14 protein-coding genes are annotated in these 12,160 nt (G+C 66.0%); 9 read left to right on the top strand and 5 right to left on the bottom strand.

Annotated elements, in window-relative coordinates; translation table 11 throughout:
• Positions 1 to 32: 32 nt before the first annotated feature.
• Positions 33 to 1,172, top strand: a complete 1,140-nt coding sequence (locus tag H276_RS0113130; RefSeq protein ID WP_026356944.1) for an MFS transporter — start codon at positions 33 to 35, stop codon at positions 1,170 to 1,172.
• Between the two features lie 46 nt (positions 1,173 to 1,218).
• On the opposite strand, the gene H276_RS0113125 is transcribed toward H276_RS0113130, so the two are convergent.
• Complete coding sequence (locus H276_RS0113125) at positions 1,219 to 1,866, bottom strand: GntR family transcriptional regulator (protein WP_051111440.1); 648 nt, start codon at positions 1,864 to 1,866, stop codon at positions 1,219 to 1,221.
• A 54-nt stretch (positions 1,867 to 1,920) separates the two neighbouring features.
• Positions 1,921 to 2,439, bottom strand: coding sequence for a hypothetical protein (locus H276_RS0113120; protein ID WP_019971771.1), 519 nt, complete (start codon positions 2,437 to 2,439; stop codon positions 1,921 to 1,923).
• A 192-nt stretch (positions 2,440 to 2,631) separates the two neighbouring features.
• Between H276_RS0113120 and H276_RS0113115 the strand changes: the two genes are divergently transcribed.
• From H276_RS0113115 to H276_RS0113095, 5 genes are read left to right on the top strand one after another with little or no spacing between them, the layout of a single operon-like run.
• Positions 2,632 to 3,330, top strand: coding sequence for a phosphonatase-like hydrolase (locus H276_RS0113115; RefSeq protein ID WP_019971770.1), 699 nt, complete (start codon positions 2,632 to 2,634; stop codon positions 3,328 to 3,330).
• A 15-nt stretch (positions 3,331 to 3,345) separates the two neighbouring features.
• Entirely contained in the window at positions 3,346 to 4,392 is a 1,047-nt protein-coding gene (locus H276_RS0113110; protein WP_019971769.1) for a 2-aminoethylphosphonate ABC transporter substrate-binding protein, read from the top strand.
• 1 nt (position 4,393) lies between these two features.
• Positions 4,394 to 5,566, top strand: a complete 1,173-nt coding sequence (locus H276_RS0113105; protein WP_019971768.1) for an ABC transporter ATP-binding protein — start codon at positions 4,394 to 4,396, stop codon at positions 5,564 to 5,566.
• Entirely contained in the window at positions 5,563 to 6,453 is an 891-nt protein-coding gene (locus tag H276_RS0113100; RefSeq protein ID WP_019971767.1) for a 2-aminoethylphosphonate ABC transporter permease subunit, read from the top strand. The genes H276_RS0113105 and H276_RS0113100 overlap by 4 nt, the downstream gene beginning before the upstream one ends.
• Complete coding sequence (locus tag H276_RS0113095) at positions 6,428 to 7,225, top strand: ABC transporter permease (protein ID WP_026356943.1); 798 nt, start codon at positions 6,428 to 6,430, stop codon at positions 7,223 to 7,225. The genes H276_RS0113100 and H276_RS0113095 overlap by 26 nt, the downstream gene beginning before the upstream one ends.
• Before the next feature lie 78 nt (positions 7,226 to 7,303).
• Here the strand turns inward: H276_RS0113095 and H276_RS0113090 are convergent, their stop codons facing one another.
• The 3 genes from H276_RS0113090 to H276_RS0113080 form a co-directional block, all read right to left on the bottom strand.
• Positions 7,304 to 7,654: an HNH endonuclease gene (locus H276_RS0113090; protein ID WP_026356942.1), complete on the bottom strand. Its 351-nt coding sequence runs from the start codon at positions 7,652 to 7,654 to the stop codon at positions 7,304 to 7,306.
• A gap of 119 nt (positions 7,655 to 7,773) precedes the next feature.
• Entirely contained in the window at positions 7,774 to 9,135 is a 1,362-nt protein-coding gene (locus H276_RS0113085; RefSeq protein WP_019971764.1) for an FAD-binding oxidoreductase, read from the bottom strand.
• 75 nt (positions 9,136 to 9,210) lie between these two features.
• Positions 9,211 to 9,783 carry a hypothetical protein gene (locus H276_RS0113080; RefSeq protein WP_019971763.1) on the bottom strand — a complete coding sequence of 191 codons (573 nt, stop codon included), beginning with the start codon at positions 9,781 to 9,783 and terminating at the stop codon, positions 9,211 to 9,213.
• Positions 9,784 to 9,841: 58 nt separating this feature from the next.
• On the opposite strand from H276_RS0113080, the gene H276_RS0113075 reads away from it, so the two are divergent.
• The 3 genes from H276_RS0113075 to H276_RS0113065 all read left to right on the top strand — a co-directional run bounded on the left by H276_RS0113075 (position 9,842) and on the right by H276_RS0113065 (position 12,151).
• On the top strand, positions 9,842 to 10,681 hold the full coding sequence (locus tag H276_RS0113075; RefSeq protein ID WP_019971762.1) for an arylamine N-acetyltransferase: 840 nt from the start codon (positions 9,842 to 9,844) through the stop codon (positions 10,679 to 10,681).
• Between the two features lie 74 nt (positions 10,682 to 10,755).
• Complete coding sequence (locus H276_RS0113070; RefSeq protein WP_019971761.1) at positions 10,756 to 11,283, top strand: dihydrofolate reductase family protein; 528 nt, start codon at positions 10,756 to 10,758, stop codon at positions 11,281 to 11,283.
• 484 nt (positions 11,284 to 11,767) lie between these two features.
• Positions 11,768 to 12,151 carry a cupin domain-containing protein gene (locus tag H276_RS0113065; protein WP_019971760.1) on the top strand — a complete coding sequence of 128 codons (384 nt, stop codon included), beginning with the start codon at positions 11,768 to 11,770 and terminating at the stop codon, positions 12,149 to 12,151.
• The last annotated feature ends 9 nt before the right edge of the window (positions 12,152 to 12,160 follow it).

Below are 12,160 nucleotides of genomic sequence, written 5' to 3'. Positions count from 1 at the left end.
ACCGTGATCGGTGGGACCGTAGTGTTCCACCGGTGACGCTCGTAACGGTGTGGAGGGCTCCCGGCATGCCGGCATTGTTGGGTGCCGCCGTGCTGGGCTTCGTCGGATTCGCCCTGTTGCTGCCGGTGGCGCCGATGTGGGCGGTGCACAACGGTGCCGACGATTTCGGCGCCGGACTGGTCAACGCCGTCCTGATGGCATGCACTGTGCTGGCACAACTGTCGGTCGGGCTGGTACTGCGCCGTCTGCGGTGGCCGGTCACCTTGGCGATCGGGCTGGCACTGCTCGGCGCCCCCGCAATCGCGCATCTCGTCGCCCACGACCTGCCGGCGGTGCTGCTGCTCGCCGCGTTGCGCGGGTTGGGATTCGGCATTCTCACGGTGTACGGCGTCGACGGTATTGCCGGCTTGTTTGCCCAGGAGCAACGGGGTCGGGCGGCCGGCGCATACGGACTTGCCATCGCCGCAACACAATTCGTCCTCACCCCGATGTCGACGTGGCTGGTCCACCACGTCGGATACACGCCGGTCTTCGTGTTCGGGTCCGCGCCCCTGCTGGCCGTACCGCTGGCGCTGACGGTCATTCATCCCGTGCCCCGACCTCCGGTGCAGCGCGGAGAATTCCGCAGGGTGAGCCGGGGGCTGCTGCGCCCGGTCGGCGCACTGGTCGTGATCACCGCCGGGGGTGGCGCCGTCCTCACGTTTGCACCCCAATTCGGCAACGCGGCAACGTCCTTCGCGGCACTGCTGGCACTGACCGGACCGGCGACGCTCGCGCGCTGGTTGATCGGCGGTTTCGCCGATCGGTTCGGGGCAACCCGATTCATTGCCCCGATGCTGTATCTCGGTGCTGCCGGATTGGCCGTGATTGCCGTGGGAATCAGCTACAGCCCTGCGCTGATCATTGTCGGCTCTCTACTCCTCGGGCTGGCGTACGGCGGACTGCAGAACCTCACCCTGGTGCAGGCGTTCGTCACCGCGGGCGGACAGTCCCGCGGCACGGTGAGTGCGGCTTGGAATGTCGGCTTCGACAGCGGAACCGGAATGGGCGCTTTGGTGGTCGGCGCACTCGCCACGTCGGGCTCGTTCCCGATGGCATTCGTGGTGCTCGCCGGTGGATGTGCAGTGATGGCGGTCATCTGGCGCCCGACAAGTGCCAAACGCGCAAGTTGACGCCAAAGGTGTTGCATCGGTGGGCATCACACGTCGTGCTCATCGCTTATGTCAGCACGGTCTCGAACGCGATTCGGTCTCCGCGGTAGAGCGCCCGTACAGACTCGATAGGCAGTCCGTCGGTGTCCAGTGACCGGCGGTTGAGCAGCAACATCGGCATTGTCGTGGTGGATTCCAGCAATTCGGCCTCGCGAGGTGACGCCAGGGCCGTCTCGATCCGTTCGGTGGCCGAACCGAACTGCACGCCCGTGGCCCGGATCGCCGCATAGAGCGAGGTGGTGGGATCAAATGTGGCGGTCAGCCCGGCGAACCGCTTCGCCGGCAAGTACGTGCTTTCCAGGCCGATCCGCTGATCGTCCGCGAGCAGGACCCGCTCCAGGTGCAGCACCGGATCTCCTACCGGAATCGTAAGGCTCACAGCGTGTTCAGCGCCGGCATCGATGATCTCCGTGGTGACCGGCAGCCGGCCCGGGGTTCGTCCCGCCGCCACTGCGCCCTCGGTGTAGGACTGCAGGCCCAGGGGTTGGACGAGTTTGGGACGCGAGAGCACGGTGCCGCGACCGCGTCGTTCGATGCGCCCGGCCACGAGCAGTTCGTGTAACGCCTGTCGTACGGTTTCGCGAGCCACGCCGAACCGGCCGGCGAGCTCGCGTTCGGCAGGTACCGGATCGCCCTCGGCGAGATCGGCAAGCATGGTGTCGAGCGCTGTGCGAATCACATAGGGTTTCGGCAGCGGCTTGGTCACTGGTCAGTTACCTTGCCGGACAATTCGTTCGGCGACAGAGATCACGTCGTCCACGGTGGCTCCGCGACCATGCGGATCTTTGGCCGCGTCGTCGTAGTGCCGCAGTCGCAGGGCGTCGGGCCACCACGGGTGCTCGACGAACGCCGTGTCCACGCCCGCGCCACCCTGGTGCTGCAGCGACAGGGCCGACGCATTGGAAAGCGCATACGTCGGATCGGTCGCGGCCAGGTAGCGCTTGGCCGCCACATGCGCGCCAGCCAACCAACCAACCCGCTCACCGAACCGGAGAGTGAGCCAGTCTTGCGCGAACCGGTCGTGGTGGTCGGCGCCGTCCTGTCCGTCGAATAGTGGGCTGTGGGCCAGGTCGTGCAGCGCTGCGGCGAGCACCAGTTCGTCGTCGGCATCGTCATCGAGTGCGCGGGCCGCCGACTGCAATGCGTGGTCCAGTTCGTCGACGGCTTCCTCGTCCCACACCCCGCGCAGCGAGTCCAGTACCTGGCGGAGCTCGGCGATCTCTCGCATGCCGAGAGTGTAACCACATTTGGTCTATACCAGTCTTAACCTGCTGTTCGGCGTCGCAACACCCGCAAGACTGCGGGCGGACGTGATCAGCGGCGATGGTTATCAACCATGCGCGTGACGATGGTTCGGTGGAGGGATTCTCGGCGCCGAGCACACCGCCGATCTGATCGAATTCTGAGTAAGGGAAAACGCATGTCCAGCAATGAGATAACACTCGATGACATACAACTCGCCGTGATAGATATGGCCGGCACCACGGTGTCTGACGGCGGCTTGGTGGTCAGCGCTTTCGACATTGCAGGCAACGCTGTGGGACTTCCCGTCGAAGGTCCGGAACGCGACCGCGCCCGCAAGTACGTGCTCGACACCATGGGGCAGTCCAAGATCGAGGTATTCCGGGCATTGTTCGGCGCCGAGGACATCGCCCAGCGTGCCAACGCCGAATTCGAACAGGCTTACGCCGAGCTGATCGCCGGCGGGCGTGCCGAGCCTATCGACGGTGCGGCAGAGGCGATCACCGAGTTGCGTGAGGCTGGCATCAAGGTCGCGCTGACCACCGGATTCAGCGCCGTCACCCAGGGCAAGCTACTGGCCGCGCTCGGCTGGCAGGACCTGGCCGATCTCGTCCTCGCGCCGGGCCCGGGAGTGCGTGGCCGGCCGTACCCGGATCTGATTCTCACAGCGTTGCTCCGGTTGGAGGTCGACGGAGTGGAGAACGTCGCTACTCTCGGCGACACCGCCAATGACATCGAAAGTGCGCTTCGCGCAGGCGTTGCGGTGGCCGCCGGCACTCTCACCGGTGCGCATTCCGAAGAACAGCTGCGGGCCGCCGGAGCCACCCACGTGGTCGGATCCGTCACCGATTTCGTCGACCTGTTGTTGCTTGGTTGATCAGAGAAGGAACTCATGAAGGCACGACATCTCCTGCGCGCGATGGCAATCGCCGCGACCGTGCTCACCGGCATGGTGAGCACAGCCTGCGGTGGCACCGGGTCAAGCGGCTCAGGCGCTGCGGGCGCCGTCACGGTCTACAGCGCCGATGGCCTTGGCGCCTGGTACAAGTCGACGTTCGACACGTTCACCAAGGACACCGGTATCGCGGTGAACCTGGTCGAGGCAGGCTCCGGCGAAGTGGTATCCCGGGTGGAGAAGGAACAGTCCAATCCGCAGGCCGACCTGCTGGTGACGCTGCCGCCGTTTATCCAGAAGGCGGACAGATCCGGGCTTCTGGTGCCCAGCGCGGTCGACACCACCGGTATCGCGACCGGGCAGGTCGGGCCGGACGGCAGGTACGTGCCGATCGTGAACAACGCGCTGAGCTTCATCGCCAACCCGTCGGTTCAGCCGGCTCCGGCCGGGTGGGACGATCTGCTGGACCCGCGGTTCAAGGGCAAGCTGCAGTACTCGACACCGGGACAGGCCGGTGACGGTACCGCGGTGCTCGTGCTGCTACAGCACTTGCGCGGGCGTGACGGCGCGCTCGATTACCTGAGCAAGCTGCAAGCCAACAACGTTGGTCCGTCCTCGTCCACGGGCAAGCTGCAACCCAAGGTCAGCAACGGTGAACTGCTGGTGGCCAACGGCGACGTGCAGATGAACCTGGGTTCCATCAAGGACGACGGATCGACCTTCAGTATCTTCATCCCCGCTCATGACGGTAAGCGCACCACGGTGTCGCTGCCCTATGTCGCCGGTGTCACGAAAGGTGCGCCGCACGCCGACAACGCCAAGAAGTTGCTGACCTTCCTGCTCTCCGACGCCGTGCAGAAAACCGTCGCGCCCGGTGCGCTGGGCCTTCCGGTGCGGGACAGCCTTGCCAGTAGCATTGCACCGCAGCCGAATACACCCGCCGGTGTGCTCAACGGCGTCGAAGTGTGGGTGCCGGACTGGAACGAGGTGCTCGGCGGGCTCGACGCCGATGTCGCTGAGTACCAGAAAGCCACCGGGAACTGACATGACCGAGATCCGAGTGAGCGGAACGAAGACCACCGCCGCACACGAGCAGGATGAGAAGCAGGAATCTCTCATCCCGGCAATCACATTCGACCGGGTGGGTGTGCGCTACGGGCGCGGCAAGCGCGTGACGCAGGCCCTGATCGACTTCAACCTGCGCGTGGCCACCGGAGAGACGGTGGCGCTGCTGGGGCCGAGCGGGTCGGGGAAGTCGACAGCGCTGGGCGCGCTCGCAGGCTTCGCGCGGCCCACGTCGGGGACGGTGCGGCTGGCCGGGCGCGACATCACCGACCTGCCACCGGCCAAACGCGGCATCGGCGTGGTGCTGCAGTCCTATGCGCTGTTCCCGCACATGCGGGTAGCCGAGAACGTGGCGTTCGGCCTGAAGGCTCAGCGGGTCCCGCGGGCGCAGATCGGTCCACGGGTGGCCGAAGCGCTGGACATGGTCGGCATGAGCTCCTACGGAAAGCGTTTGCCCCGTGAGCTTTCCGGTGGCCAGCAGCAGCGCATCGCGATCGCCCGGGCGCTGGCGATCCGGCCCAAGGTGCTGCTGCTCGACGAGCCGCTCGCGGCGCTCGACGCGCAGCTGCGCCAGTCGATGCTGGCCGAACTGCAGCAGCTCAAGGAGTCGTTGCCCGATACGGCGATGCTCTACGTCACGCACGATCAATCCGAGGCACTGGCACTGGCCGATCGGATCGTGGTGATGAACAACGCCAGGCTGATGGACGTCGATACCGCCGAGAATCTGTGGAAACGACCGCCGACCAGTTTCACTGCAGCGTTCCTCGGTGGGGCCAACCTGATTCCGTGCACGGTGGGCCGGGTCATCGGGACCTCCGCGCTGGTGACGATCGCCGGCCGGACGGTCAGCGCGGAGGCGCCGCAACCTGCCGTCGGCAAGGCCGACTGGGCACCGGGATCCGCAGCGCTGCTGTGTATCCGCCCGCACGCGCTGCAACTCGTGTCGCTGGGCAACCGGGAGGCGATGCGAGCCGAGGTCAAGTCCGCGGTGTGGCGCGGCGCGACGACACGTCTTGTGTTGTCCGTCAACGGTCTTGCCGATTGCCTCGTCGAGCTCGACGTAACCGGCCACGCGCAGTTCGAGGTGGGCAGTGAAGTCGGTGTCCGGATACCGGAGCCGGCCGGGGTGCTCGTGCACGTGGCCACATGACCGTTCTCGACGAACCGGCTGTGACGACCGTGGACCGGCCCGCGCCGCCGCGGTCGCGTGCCGCGCTGTGGGTTGTGCCGCCGCTGCTGGTGGTGCTGCTGATCGCGCTCTACCCGCTGCTGCGCGTGCTCGGCGAGGCCGCCGACACCGGCAGCTGGGCTGAGGTACTGGGCTCAGCGGTGTTCCGGGATGCGTTGTGGCGCACGGTGGCCATCGCCGTCACCGCCACCGTCGGGTGTCTGATCCTCGGCAGCTTCCTCGCGATTGTGCTGGCATTCGTGCCGTTTCCAGGCTCGCAGCTGGTGGGCCGGCTGATCGACACCGTGCTGTCGCTGCCGTCCTTTCTCATCACCCTGGCGTTCACGTTCCTGTACGGGACCGCGGGTGCGGTCAACGCCGCGATCCTGAGCCTCACGGGCGGGCACGAACCGGTGCTGAACTTCCTCTACACGCCGGCCGGTGTGGTCGCCGCCGAGATCACCTTCTTCACACCGTTTGTGGTGCGTCCGCTGCTGGCGGCGTTCGCGCTGCTACCGCGCGCGCAACTCGATGTGGCGGCCAGTCTCGGTGCCTCACCGCTGCGGGTGTTGCGGTCGGTGATCATGCCGGAAGCATGGCCGGCGCTGATGGCCGGCGGCAGCCTGGTATTGCTGTTGACGCTCAACGAGTTCGGCATCGTATTGTTCACCGGGGCCAAGGGCGTCATCACGCTTCCGGTGCTGATCTACACCCGCGGCATCGTCACCTTCGACCTGCCGGGCGCCGCGGTGATCGCGACCGTCCAGGTCGTCCTGTCGCTCAGCCTGTACGCGGTGTACCGAATGGTGTTCGCCCGCATGGCAACTGGAAAGGGTGCGGTCGATGCTGCTGTGGAACCGGCGAACTAGGACCGTTGTGCTCGCACTGTTCGCGACGGTGGTGTTGGTGGTGTTCGTGGCGCCGCTGGCCACAGTGGTGTTGGCCGGGCTGGCCGGGACGTGGACCTCGGCGCTGCCGTCCCACCTGGGATTCGGCCATTTCCAGAACGCGTTGTCGGGGGACAATCTGGCCAGCCTTTCGGTGAGCCTGCAGACCGCGTTCCTGGCCGGCGCCATCGCGCTCGTGCTGGGCACCTGGGCGGCGCTGGCTGTCGTGGAATCCCCGGCGTGGTTGCGCCGTATCACCGATGCCGTGTTTCACCTGCCCATCGCGGTGCCTTCGGTGGCGATCGGCCTCGGGTTGCTCATCGCCTTCAACTCCCGCCCGCTGCTCCTCGGCGGCACCCGATGGATCGTGATCCTGGCCCACACCGTGCTGGTACTGGCGTTCGCGTTCAGTGCGGTGTCGGCGGCGCTGGACCGGATCGACCCGGCTTATCGGCAGGCTGCGGAATCCCTTGGCGCGAGCCCGGTTCGGGTGCTGGCAAGAGTGACGCTACCGCTGCTGATGCCTGCGCTGGGGGCGTCGGCGGGGCTGGCCGTGGCGCTGTCGATGGGTGAGCTGGGAGCCACCGTGATGGTGTACCCCGCGACGTGGAAGACGTTGCCGGTCACCATCTTCGGGCTCACCGACCGAGGCCAGGCGTTCCAGGCCGCGGCGTGCACGACCATCCTGTTGTTGGTCACCCTGCTGGCCCTGGTGGTGCTCGGCCGGATCCGAAGCCGCGCCGCCGTGCGCTAACCCAGGCACCGCGAGCGTGCGTGTCTGCTGCCCGGCACACCGTGAATCAGCAGCATTTCGCGCACGCTCGTGGCGCCGTCAGCGTGCAGTATCGGCCAGTGCAGCACGGATCTCCACGTACCTCGTCAGGAAGAGGCGTTCGTCGAGCCGCTTGCGCCGCAGCCAGCCGGTCACCTCGTCATTGCATTTGCTCGCATTGCACGATGCGCATGCCGGCACCACGTTGTCGATGGTGTATCGCCCGCCCCGCGAGATCGCCATGACGCAATCACGCTGCAGTGCCCGGCCGGTCGAGCCACAGTATGCGCAACCGTTCCACGCGTCCTTGATTGCAACCCACTGCTCGTCGGTCAGATCGTTGACGACATTGTCGAGACGACGCTTACGCTTGCGGGCCGCCCGCATACGACGAGTTCGACTGACCGCCATGCCGTGAGCGTAGGCGCCGCGAGCGTGCGTGCACTGTCGGTAAAACCCAGCGTGTCGGGCAGCAGACCCGCACGCTCGCGAGGCCGGCGGTGACGTCCAGCGCCGGCTGGGCGGATCGCTCAGCGCAATACGGCACCGGGATTGAGAATTCCATGCGGGTCGAGGGCATCTTTGATGCGACGGGTCAGGCCCATCACGTCATCGCCGAGCTGGACGGGCAGCCAGTCACGTTTGAGTCGTCCGACCCCGTGCTCACCGGTGATGGTGCCGCCGAGCCCGATCGCCAGCTCCATGATCCGGGCGAAAGCGCGGTGTGCGCGGTCGGTGGCGTCGGCATCAGTGGGATCGAACACGATGACCGGATGGGTGTTGCCGTCCCCGGCATGGGCGACGGTGCAGATCAGCACATCGCAGTCGGCGGCGATGTCCTCGACCCCGGTGACCATGGCGGGCAATTGAGGTATCGGAACCGCCACATCCTCCAAGAGCAGGCTGCCCAGTTTCTCGACCGCGGGGAACATCGCTCGGCGCGCCGCGGTGAATGCCGCACCTTCGGCGGGGTCGTCGGTGGCGAATACCTCTGTCGCCCCGAACTTCTCGCATTCAGCGACGATGACGGTCACCTCGTCGGCCGCTGCGCCGGGTGCGTCGGACTGGACCAGCAGCATGGCCTGCGCCGACCGGTCCAGCCCCATTTTCAGATGGTCCTCGACCGCGTTGATGCTGGTGTGGTCCATGAATTCCAGCATCGCCGGGCGTACCACCCCGGTTATCGCCACGACCGCGTTCGCGGCGTCCTGTACCGAGCCGAACAGGGCCACCACGGTCGACGCCGGGGGCTGGGCCGGGATGAGTCGCAGGGTGAGCTCGGTGATGACCCCCAGGATGCCTTCCGAACCGATGAACAGCTTCGTCAACGACAGCCCGGCAACGTCTTTGAGGCGCGGTCCGCCCAATCGCACGGCAGTACCGTCGGCCAGTACCACCTGCATGCCCAGCACGTAATCACCGGTGACGCCGTACTTGACACAACACAGTCCGCCGGCGTTGGTGGCGGCATTGCCGCCGATCGACGAGATATCGACCGAGGCCGGATCCGGCGGATACCACAGACCATGTTCGGCGGCAGCGTATTTGACCTCGGTGTTGGTCAGGCCGGGCTGAACCACCGCGGTGCGGGTGGCCACGTCGATCCGAATGTCGCGCATCCGTTCGGTACTGAGCACGATGGCGCCGTCTACCGCATCCGCACCACCGGACAACCCCGATCCGGCGCCGCGCGGCACCACCGGGACACGGTGTGCCGATGCCCAGCGCAGCACCCCCTGTACATCTTCGGTGGAGGTGGCGCGCACCACTGCCAGCGGCCTGCCGGCGCCAGGGTCTGCCGCGGAATCGCGCCGGTATCGCTCGAGGATGTCAGGGTCGCGCAACACCGCGCCGGCCGGCAGCACGGCGGCCAGGGAATCGATCGTCGTCATGGCGGTGGCTCCTCGTCGCGTTATCTGGCGGGCCGGCGGGGCGTAACGCCCACACCGGCCCGGCGGACCACGGCGTCAGCTGATCAGCGCGGTAATCTCGGCGGTGACATTTCGCCTGGCCTGCGCCTCCCAGCGGTCCCGGCCGGGTGCCGTGTGGAAGATCGTCCCGTCCAGCAACTCGGCGAGCATCCTTGCCCGGGCCGGCTTGAACACGTCGTCGGCAACCGCGCCATACTCCTCGCGCACTGCCGCGGCATACCGGTGGTAGCGCGCGGGGGTTGCGCCGAGCACCGACAGATCGGCATCGCTGAGCACCGCTGCGTTGACGTCGTCGTCGGTGACGTCATGAGCCTTGGTGGCCAGCACCAGCCGGGCCACCTCGTCGCGCACCGGGGACGACGCCAGGAGCTCACGCGCCAAGTCGGCGGAGCGGTTCTCGTTGTCGTCTCGGCCGATTTCGTAGATCGCATCGTGGAACCACGCCGCCAACTCGACGGCCTCGCGGTCGAAACTCAGGCCGTCATCGGCGAGCGACTGGACCGCATCCAGGAGCTCGTGCAGATGCTCGACGTTGTGGTGCTTGCGGTGGGATTCCGACCAGCGGGCGAGCAGATCTTCCCGGAGTGGCTCGGTGAGGTGCGCGGGCATGACACAAGTCTGCCCCTGCTTGACCTGAACCGCTGTTGAGGACGCATCATTGGCGATTGTGGGCACATCGGCAATCGACCTTGACGGGTACTTCGGCAGGATCGGCTATCAGGGCCCGGCCCGGCCCGACCTGGACACGCTGCGCGATATCGTCGCTGCACACAACCGGTCCATCCCGTTCGAGAACCTCGACCCGTTGCTGGGTATCCCGGTGGTCGACCTGAGCGCCGAGGCTCTGGCCGACAAGCTGGTGAGCCGGCGCCGCGGCGGGTACTGCTACGAACACAACGGCTTGCTCGGCTACGTGCTCGACGGGCTGGGTTTTGGGGTCGACCGGCTGTCTTGCCGGGTGGCGTGGATGCGTCAGCCCGAAGCGCCACTGCCGGCCCAGACCCACAATGTCCTGGCTGTGACGGCGCCGGGTGCGGATGAGCGCTATCTGGTCGACGTCGGATTCGGCGGACAGACGCCGTCTTCGCCGCTCCGGCTCGTCGCCGGGCCGGTGCAGCAGACCCGTCACGAGCCGTACCGGCTGCTGGAGCACGAAGGTGGATACGTCCTGCAGACGCAGATCCGCGACGAGTGGTTGACGCTGTACACCTTCACCACCGCGCCGCAGCAGCGCATCGACCTCGAGGTTGGAAGTTGGTATGTCTCAACGTATCCCGGTGGAATATTCGTCACCGGTCTGACCGCCGCGTTGGTCACCGACGACGCCCGCTATAACCTGCGGGGCCGGAACCTGGCTATCCACAAGGGCGGAACCACCGAACGGGTGCGCTTCGACACGGCCGTCCAGGTGCTCGACGAACTCACCAGCCGGTTCGGCATCGATCTGGGTGACCTTGAGGACCGCGTCGACCTCGAAGCCAGGGTCGACGACGTGCTCGACAGCTGACACCGTGATTGACGCGCTGTGTGAGCCACCGGAATCCTTTCAGCTGTACGGCGTCGATGACGGGAGAGTGAGCAGTGAAAACGGTCTACTACACCGGCTCAAGCCTGGATGGTTACCTCGTGGACGCGGAGGGCAGCCTGGACTGGCTGATCTCCCGGACGATCGACCCCGACGGACCGTTCGGCTACGACGATTTCATCAAAACCGTTGGGGCACTGGCGATGGGCGCGGACACCTACGAGTGGATCGTGAGGAACAGCGGTGAGTGGTCGTACGAACAACCGGCCTGGGTGTTGACCCACCGGCCGGATATCGTCGGCGCGGTGAGTGCCGGGCGTTCGGTGCAGGCGTTCGACGGTGCGGTCGCAGAGTTGCATCCGACCCTTGTGGCGGCGGCAGCCGGGAAGGACGTCTGGGTGATCGGCGGTGGTGACGTCGCGGCGCAGTTCGTGGCGGCAGGGCTGGTGGACGAGTTGGTGGTCAGCTACGCGCCGTGCACGCTCGGTGCGGGCTCGCCGGTGTTGCCGCTGCGTTCGGAGTGGGCGTTGGAGTCCTCGGCGGTCAACGGCGATTTCGTGTGTGCCCGTTGGACGAGGGCCTAGCCAGCCGAAGCGAACCTCGGGAAAGCCGAAATCGCCGCATCCTGGGCGTCGGCCTGGCGCCACGGCGTTCGTTGCGGACGCATCGGCCCGCGGCTCCGCACCTGGTCAGCGGCCAAAAAGAGTAGGGCGCCACCCGGCCTGTTCGGCCTCGACACCGACGGTGCTCAAAAAACTTTCTCTTGAACGGTTGACATGAACAACCGTCCATGTCACTCTCATTGAGTGAGTGCACGTGATTGGCATCACACCAGGCGAGTAAGGAGCAGAATTCGGTTGGTCCGCTAGGAATCGAGAACATCGGATTTGCAGATGACTCGTCTCGAAGCCCTAATTGGGGCGTGAGGCGAAGTTTGACGCAGCCTCGTATGCGATCAAGGTGCAAAGCCCATATCCAGATATATGCACCAAGGGCCAACAGTCTTTAACTGAACCGAACAGCTCGGCTGGGCAGCAATTTCTCTTTACCACACGAATTGGAGTAACCATGTCTGAAATCACGACTGTCGGAACCTTGAGCAAGGCTGGCGCCATCCACAAGGTGGAGAAGGGCTATGAGGGGTTGCCGAGTATGAACGAGGCCGGGGTGGTCGCGGCCATTGCCGACTCCTTGCACAACCCGGAGGGGGCGGTCATGTGTTCCGGGTTCTTCGAGCTGAAGAAGTCGGAGCCCTTGGTCTACACCTACACCTACGACGAGATGAAGCTCGTGGTGAAGGGCGAGTTCATCCTCACCGATCAGGACACCGGCGAGGTCACGCACGCCAAGGAGCGCGACGTGCTGTTCTTCCCCAAGGGGACGACTGTGAAGTTCGAGACCCCTGAGTACGCGCTCGGATTCTTCGTCGGCGACCGCACCTTCGCGCCCTAGTCCATTCAC

It is taken from the genome of Mycobacterium sp. 141, assembly GCF_000382405.1.
GTDB lineage: Bacteria > Actinomycetota > Actinomycetes > Mycobacteriales > Mycobacteriaceae > Mycobacterium.
This window is presented reverse-complemented; position numbering and strand designations above follow the sequence as displayed.

What these genes read in the sequence shown, in the direction of transcription:
- H276_RS0113125 (WP_051111440.1), bottom strand. Translation starts at nt 1,866, where the DNA reads ATGCTTGCCGATCTCGCCGAGGGCGATCCGGTACCTGCCGAACGCGAG.
- H276_RS0113120 (WP_019971771.1), bottom strand. Translation starts at nt 2,439, where the DNA reads ATGCGAGAGATCGCCGAGCTCCGCCAGGTACTGGACTCGCTGCGCGGG.
- H276_RS0113115 (WP_019971770.1), top strand. Translation starts at nt 2,632, where the DNA reads ATGTCCAGCAATGAGATAACACTCGATGACATACAACTCGCCGTGATA.
- H276_RS0113110 (WP_019971769.1), top strand. Translation starts at nt 3,346, where the DNA reads ATGAAGGCACGACATCTCCTGCGCGCGATGGCAATCGCCGCGACCGTG.
- H276_RS0113105 (WP_019971768.1), top strand. Translation starts at nt 4,394, where the DNA reads ATGACCGAGATCCGAGTGAGCGGAACGAAGACCACCGCCGCACACGAG.
- H276_RS0113100 (WP_019971767.1), top strand. Translation starts at nt 5,563, where the DNA reads ATGACCGTTCTCGACGAACCGGCTGTGACGACCGTGGACCGGCCCGCG.
- H276_RS0113095 (WP_026356943.1), top strand. Translation starts at nt 6,428, where the DNA reads ATGCTGCTGTGGAACCGGCGAACTAGGACCGTTGTGCTCGCACTGTTC.
- H276_RS0113090 (WP_026356942.1), bottom strand. Translation starts at nt 7,654, where the DNA reads ATGGCGGTCAGTCGAACTCGTCGTATGCGGGCGGCCCGCAAGCGTAAG.
- H276_RS0113085 (WP_019971764.1), bottom strand. Translation starts at nt 9,135, where the DNA reads ATGACGACGATCGATTCCCTGGCCGCCGTGCTGCCGGCCGGCGCGGTG.
- H276_RS0113080 (WP_019971763.1), bottom strand. Translation starts at nt 9,783, where the DNA reads ATGCCCGCGCACCTCACCGAGCCACTCCGGGAAGATCTGCTCGCCCGC.
- H276_RS0113065 (WP_019971760.1), top strand. Translation starts at nt 11,768, where the DNA reads ATGTCTGAAATCACGACTGTCGGAACCTTGAGCAAGGCTGGCGCCATC.